Source organism: Quisquiliibacterium sp., from assembly GCF_982640115.1.
Window position 1 is genome coordinate 1 of the sequence record NZ_CEXFHW010000201.1, and the last position, 6,702, is coordinate 6,702.

Consider the following 6,702-nt stretch of genomic DNA (forward strand, 5'->3'; position numbering starts at 1 on the left):
GACGGCGGCGGCCGCGGCCATGATGGCCTGCACCTGCTCGAGGTTGTTCACATTGAAGGCCGGGATGCCGTAGCCGTTCTCGGCGGCGTGGTCCAGCAGCTGGCGCATGGAAACGAGGGGCATGGGAATCTCCAGACGGGATGGTGGAAAGCGAAGGCCGACATTATGACGCGGCCGATCAGGGGCCCGGATGGCTGCGCAAGGCGCCTACTCGGGCTTGATGCCGGCGGCACGGACCACCGGCGTCCAGCGCTCGATCTCGCGGCGCAGGTAGGCCGCGTACTCGGCCGGGGTGGAGGCATGCACCTCGTAGCCCTGACGCACGAGACGCTCGCGCACATCGGTGCCGTTCACCGACGCGACCACCGCGGCATGCAGGGCCTCGATGATGGCCGGCGGGGTGCGGGCCGGCGCGAGCAGTCCGTAGAAGCCCGAGCCGACCAGATCCGGGAAGCCCTGCTCGACCGTGGTGGGCAGGTCGGGCAGCACCGCGCTGCGCCGCTCGGCGGCCACCGCCAGGCCACGCAGCTTGCCGGCGGGGATCTGCGCGCCGCTCGGGATGTAGGCATCGATCAGCACCGGCACCGTGCCGGCAAGCGCATCCTGCAGCGCCGGGGCCGCGCCCTTGTAGCCGATGTGCGGGAACTGCAGGCCGGCGCGGGCGCGCAACGCCTCGCCGATCAGGTGCGGCATGGAGCCCACGCCGGGCGAGGCATAGTTGACCGATGACGCCCGCGCCGCCGCCACCAGCTCGGGCAGGCTGCGCCAGGGCGTGGACGGATGCGCCAGGATCAGCACCGGGATGGACGCCACCAGCGAGATCGGCGCGAAGTCGTTGACCGGGTGGTAGGGCAGCTTCATGCCCAGCGCGGTGTTCAGCGCCAGCGGCGCGGCCGCGAACAGCAGGGTGTGGCCGTCGGGGGCGGCCTTGGCCACCAGGTCATTGCCGATGACATTGGCCGCGCCGGGCCGGTTCTCGATGAGCACCGGCTGCTCGAGCTTTTCGGCCAGGCGCTGCCCCACCATGCGGGCCACGGTGTCGAGCGCGCCGCCGGGGGTGAAGGGCACGATGACACGGATGGGCCGGGCGGGAAAGCCGCGGGCCGGCTGGGCGGCCGCCGGCCGGACGAGCGCGCCGAGCGCCGGCACGGCCGCCGCCGCCGCCGCGAGCAGCCGACGGCGCACTGCCGCAGGCTGTTGCGACTGCGGCGCTGCAGGCTGTTGCGACTGTGGCGCTGCAGGCTGCGGCGCTACCGAATGCGGCGCTACCGGCTGCGGCGGATGGGCTGCGCACTGACGCGGTGAACGGGGCATGTCTGGGTTCCTCGCGCTCAGCCGTGGTCGCCGACGGTGACGATCTTCATGGTGTTGGTGCCGCCCGATTTGCCGATCGGCTCGCCGATGGTGATGATGATCCGGTCGCCGCGGGCGACCAGACCGGCGGCCACCAGGGTCTGCTCGGCCTCGAGCAGCAGGGCCTCGCGCTCCACCGACTTGTACTGCAGCAGCACCGGATGCACCTCGCGATAGAGCGTCATGCGCCGGCGGGTGCGCTCCTCGGGCGTGAGCGCGTAGATCGGCACACCCGAGTCGAGGCGCGACATCCAGAGCGCGGTGGACCCCGACTGCGTGAGCGCGACGATCGCCCGGATGGCCAGGTGGTTGGCCACGAACAGCGCGCTCATCGCGATCGACTGGTCGATGCGCGAGAAGCGCCGGTTGAGGAACTCGCCGTCGAGCGGCACACGCTGCGAGCGGTCGGCCTCGGTGCAGATGCGGGCCGTGGCCTCGATGGTCTCCACCGGGAACTTGCCGGCGGCGGTCTCGGCCGAGAGCATCACCGCGTCGGTGCCGTCGAGCACCGCATTGGCCACATCGGAGACCTCGGCGCGGGTGGGCACCGGCGCCTCGATCATCGACTCCATCATCTGGGTGGCGGTGATCGCGAAACGGTTGAGCTCGCGCGCCATGCGGATCATGCGCTTTTGCAGCGCCGGCACCGCCGCGTCGCCGACCTCGACCGCGAGATCGCCGCGGGCGACCATGATGCCGTCGGAGGCCTTGAGGATCTCCTCGAGATTGCCGATCGCCTCGTAGCGCTCGATCTTGGCAATCATGAGGGCATGGCCGCCGGCGGCGCGCATCAGTTCGCGGGCCATGTACATGTCGGCCGCGTTCTTGGGAAACGACACCGCGATGAAGTCGCCCTCGAAGCCGACCGCGGTCTTCATGTCGTCCATGTCCTTGGCGGTGAGCGCCGGAGCGGTGAGGCCACCGCCCTGCCGGTTGATGCCCTTGCGGTTGGACAGCGTCCCGCCCTGCGTGACCGTGCAGGCGATGGTGGTGCTGCCCACCCGGTCGACGCGCATCACCACCCGGCCGTCGTTGAGCAGCAGGGTGTCGCCGGCATGGACATCGTTGACCAGCTCCTTGTAGTCGAGGCCCACCCGCTGCTGGTCGCCGGACTCGCAGGTGGTGTCAAAGGTGAACGGGTCGCCCACCGCCAGCTCGATGCGGCCCTGGGCGAACTTGCCGATGCGGATCTTGGGACCCTGCAGGTCGGCGAGCACACCGATGTCGCGGCCGAGCCGTGCGGCGATCTCGCGAACCTGGCGCACCGTGGCGGTGTGCTCGGCGGCGCTGCCGTGGGAGAAGTTGACCCGCACGACATTGGCGCCGGCGGTGATCATGCGCTCGAGCACCTCGGGGCTGGCCGAGGCGGGGCCGAGCGTGGCAACGATCTTGGTGGCGCGGATCATGATGCTTCCTTTGTGCTGCTACCGGCGCCGCGGCCGCGCCGGCGATCCGGCGCCACCGGCGTCGGGGCGCTGCTAGGCCCGTGCCTCGAGGGCGGCCACCGCCGGCAGGGTGCGGCCCTCGAGGAACTCGAGGAAGGCGCCACCGCCGGTGGAGATGTAGCCCACCCGGTCGGTGATGCCGAAGCGGGCGATCGCCGCCAGCGTATCGCCACCGCCGGCAATCGAGAAGGCCGACGAGGCCGCGATCGCCTGAGCCAGCGCACGGGTGCCGCCGGAAAAGGCCTCGAACTCGAACACGCCCACCGGGCCGTTCCAGACCACGGTGCCGGCCTGGGCGATGAGGCCGGCGAACTGCGCCGCGGTCTGCGGGCCGATGTCGAGGATGAGATCGCTGGCGCCGACCGCGCCGGCGGCCACGGTGCGGGCCGGCGCGCTGGCCGAGAACTCGGACGCCACCACCACATCGGTGGGCAGCGGCACGCTGGCGCCGCGCGCGGCCATGAGCGCGATGATCGCGCGGGCCTCATCCACCAGATCGGGCTCGGCCAGCGACTTGCCGATGGGATGACCGGCAGCCAGCAGGAAGGTGTTGGCGATGCCACCGCCGACGATCAGCTGATCGACCCGCTCGGCCAAGGTCTTGAGGATGCTGAGCTTGGTGGACACCTTGGAGCCGGCGACGATGGCCAGCAGCGGACGGCGCGGCTGCAGCAGCGCCTTGCCAAGGGCGTCGAGCTCGGCAGCCATCAGCGGCCCGGCGCAGGCCACCGGCGCGAAGGCCGCGATGCCATGGGTGGTGGCCTCGGCCCGGTGCGCGGTGCCGAACGCGTCGTTCACGTAGACATCGCACAGCGCGGCCATGCGCCGCGAGAGCTGCTCGTCGTTCTTCTTCTCGCCGCGGTTGCAGCGGCAGTTCTCGAGCAGCACCACCTCGCCGGGCGCCACCGTGACGCCGGACTCGACCCAGCCGCTGATCAGCGGCACCGGCCGGCCAAGCAGCTCGGACAGGCGCGTGGCGATCGGCGCGAGCGAGTCCTCGGGCCGCACCGTGCCCTCGGTGGGCCGCCCCAGATGCGAGGTGACCATCACCGCCGCGCCGGCCTGCAGCGCATGGCGGATGGCCGGCAGCGAGGCCCGGATGCGGGTGTCGTCGGTGATGGCGTGCGCATCATCCTGCGGCACATTGAGGTCGGCGCGGATGAACACCCGCCGGCCAGCCAGGTCGAGATCGGAAAGGCGCTTGAACTTCATCGGTTCTCCCGGACGGGACGGCGGTGGCGCGAGCGGGCTGTCGGGCCGTCTTACTTCGCCGCCATGAGCGCGACGGTGGTGTCGAGCATGCGGTTGGAGAAGCCCCACTCGTTGTCGTACCAGCTGCTCACCTTGACCAGCCGGCCGGAGACCTTGGTGAGCGTGGCGTCGAAGTTCGACGAGGCCGGGTTGTGGTTGAAGTCGACCGAGACCAGCGGCGCGGTGTTGTAGGCCAGCACGCCCGCCAGCGGGCCGGCGGCCGCGGCCTTCATGATGGCGTTGATCTCGTCGGCGGTGGTGTCGCGCGCCGCGATGAACGAGAGATCGACGATGGAAACATTGATGGTGGGCACGCGGATGGCATAGCCATCGAGGCGGCCGTCGAGCTCGGGCAGCACCAGGCCCACCGCGGCGGCCGCGCCGGTCTTGGTGGGGATCATCGACATGGTGGCCGAGCGGGCGCGGCGCAGGTCCTCGTGGTAGACATCGGTGAGGACCTGGTCGTTGGTGTAGGCGTGCACGGTGGTCATCAGGCCGTTGAGCAGACCGATGCTGTCATGCAGGGGCTTGACCAGCGGCGCCAGGCAGTTGGTGGTGCACGAGGCGTTGGAGATGACGGTGTCGGAGGCCTTGAGCACCGAGTGGTTCACGCCGTAGACCACGGTGGCGTCGACATCCTTGCCACCGGGCGCCGAGATCACCACCTTGCGGGCGCCGCCCTTCAGGTGCGCGCCGGCCTTCTCCTTGGAGGTGAAGAAGCCGGTGCACTCGAGCACCACATCGACGCCGAGCTCGCCCCAGGGCAGCTCGGCCGGGTTGCGGTTGGCCAGCACGCGGATGCGATCGCCGTTGACCACGATGCTGTCGCCATCGACATGCACGCTGCCGGGGAAGCGGCCGTGCGCGGTGTCGTACTGGGTGAGGTGGGCATTGGTCTGGGCGTTGCCGAGGTCGTTGATGGCGACGATCTCGATCGGGTGCTTCTTGCCGCCCTCGTAGAGGGCACGCAGCACATTGCGGCCGATGCGGCCATAGCCATTGATCGCGACACGGATGGTCATGGGAGGTTCCTGGGGGGATGGGTGAAGGGGGATCCTCAGCGCGCCGGGCCGCCGGCCAGCACGGCCAGCACGGTGTCGGCGACATTGCGGGGGGTGAATCCGAAGTGCTCGAAGAGGTCGGCAGCGGGCGCGGACTCGCCGAAACGGTCGATGCCGACCACCGCGTCGCAGCGGTACTTCCACCAGAAGTCGGTGACCCCGGCCTCGACCGCGATGCGCGGCAGGCCGTCGGGCAGCACATGGCGCTTGTAGGCGATCGCCTGGCGATCGAAGACCGAGGTGCAGGGCATGGAGACCACGCGCACCGCGACATCCTGGGCGGCGAGCAGATCGCGCGCGGCCAGCGCCAGACCGAGCTCCGAGCCGGTGGCGATGATCACCGCCACCGCCTCGGCGGCATCACGCAGCACATAGGCGCCGTGACGGATGGCCGCGAGCTGCCCCTCGCTGCGGGTGACGAAAGGCAGCGCCTGGCGTGAAAGCAGCAGCGCGGCCGGACCGTCGCGGCGCTCGATGGCGTCGGCCCAGGCGGCAGCCGTCTCGACGGTGTCGGCCGGGCGCCAGACATCGAGGCCGGGAATCAGCCGCAAGCTGGCGGCGTGTTCCACCGGCTGATGGGTGGGGCCGTCTTCGCCCAGGCCGATGGAATCATGGGTGAACACCAGCACCACCCGCTGGCGCATGAGCGCCGCCATGCGGATGGCATTGCGCGCGTAGTCGGAGAAGGTGAGGAAGGTGCCGCCGTAGGGGATGAAGCCGCCGTGCAGGGCCAGGCCGTTGAGCATGGCGGCCATGCCGAATTCACGCACCCCGTAGTTGATGTGGCGCCCGGCGTGCAGCGCCCCGGCCTCGCCGGCGCGCAGCGCGCCTGCGCCGCGGAAGTCGGTGAGGTTGCTGCCGGTGAGATCGGCCGATCCGCCGAGCAGCTCGGGCAGCGCCGGCCCGATGGCATCGAGCACCATCTGCGAGGCCTTGCGGGTGGCTACGTTATGTGCGCCCTGGGTGAGGGAATCGATCAGCGTGTCGAGGGTGTCTTCCCAGTGGCCGGGCAGACGGCCTGCGATGCGTCGCTCGAATTCCTCGGCGAGCTCGGGGTGCGCCTGACGGTAGGCTGCCAGCCGCGCGCGCCACTGCGCGCTGGCCGCGGCGCCGCGGGCCCGGCCGTCCCAGTGGGCGAGGACATCGGCCGGCACCTGCCAGGGCGGCATCTCGAAACCGTGCGCCGCCATGCCCTCGCGCACCAGCGCGATCTCGGCCGCGCCCAGCGGCTCGCCGTGGACCTTGGCCTGGCCCGCGCGGTTGGGCGAGCCCTGGCCGATGACGGTGCGGCACTGGATGAGGGTGGGCGCAAAGCGCCCGTCGCGGCCCTGCTCGCCCCACTGCCGGGCCTGCGCGATGGCGCGCTCGACGGCCCAGACATCGTGGCCGTCGATGCCGGCGATGACATGCCAGCCGTAGCTGCGGAAGCGCGCGACGGTGTCATCACCGAACCAGTGCCGGACCTCGCCGTCGATGGAGATGCCGTTGTCGTCATAGAGCACCACCAGCCGCGACAGGCCCAGCGTGCCGGCGAGCGAGCACACCTCATGGGAGATGCCCTCCATGAGGCAGCCGTCGCCGGCGAACACCCA

Annotated in this window: 6 protein-coding genes; all 6 read right to left on the bottom strand. The window is 70.8% G+C overall.

Going from position 1 to position 6,702, the window contains the following annotated elements; all coding sequences use genetic code 11:
- Positions 1-123 (bottom strand): class II fructose-bisphosphate aldolase (locus tag AC2H6A_RS16905; protein WP_484274890.1); only part of this gene is annotated, 123 nt, incomplete at its 3' end.
- Between the two features lie 84 nt (positions 124-207).
- Positions 208-1,185: a Bug family tripartite tricarboxylate transporter substrate binding protein gene (locus AC2H6A_RS16910; RefSeq protein ID WP_484274885.1), complete on the bottom strand. Its 978-nt coding sequence runs from the start codon at positions 1,183-1,185 to the stop codon at positions 208-210.
- A 146-nt stretch (positions 1,186-1,331) separates the two neighbouring features.
- Positions 1,332-2,759: a pyruvate kinase gene (gene pyk / locus AC2H6A_RS16915; RefSeq protein ID WP_484274886.1), complete on the bottom strand. Its 1,428-nt coding sequence runs from the start codon at positions 2,757-2,759 to the stop codon at positions 1,332-1,334.
- A 72-nt stretch (positions 2,760-2,831) separates the two neighbouring features.
- Positions 2,832-4,010, bottom strand: a complete 1,179-nt coding sequence (locus AC2H6A_RS16920; protein ID WP_484274887.1) for a phosphoglycerate kinase — start codon at positions 4,008-4,010, stop codon at positions 2,832-2,834.
- 50 nt (positions 4,011-4,060) lie between these two features.
- Positions 4,061-5,071 (bottom strand): type I glyceraldehyde-3-phosphate dehydrogenase, encoded by a 1,011-nt coding sequence (gene gap, locus AC2H6A_RS16925; RefSeq protein WP_484274888.1) that lies wholly within the window; start codon positions 5,069-5,071, stop codon positions 4,061-4,063.
- 35 nt (positions 5,072-5,106) lie between these two features.
- Positions 5,107-6,702, bottom strand: a 1,596-nt coding sequence (locus tag AC2H6A_RS16930; RefSeq protein ID WP_484274889.1) for a transketolase family protein, incomplete at its 5' end; no start/stop codon positions are given.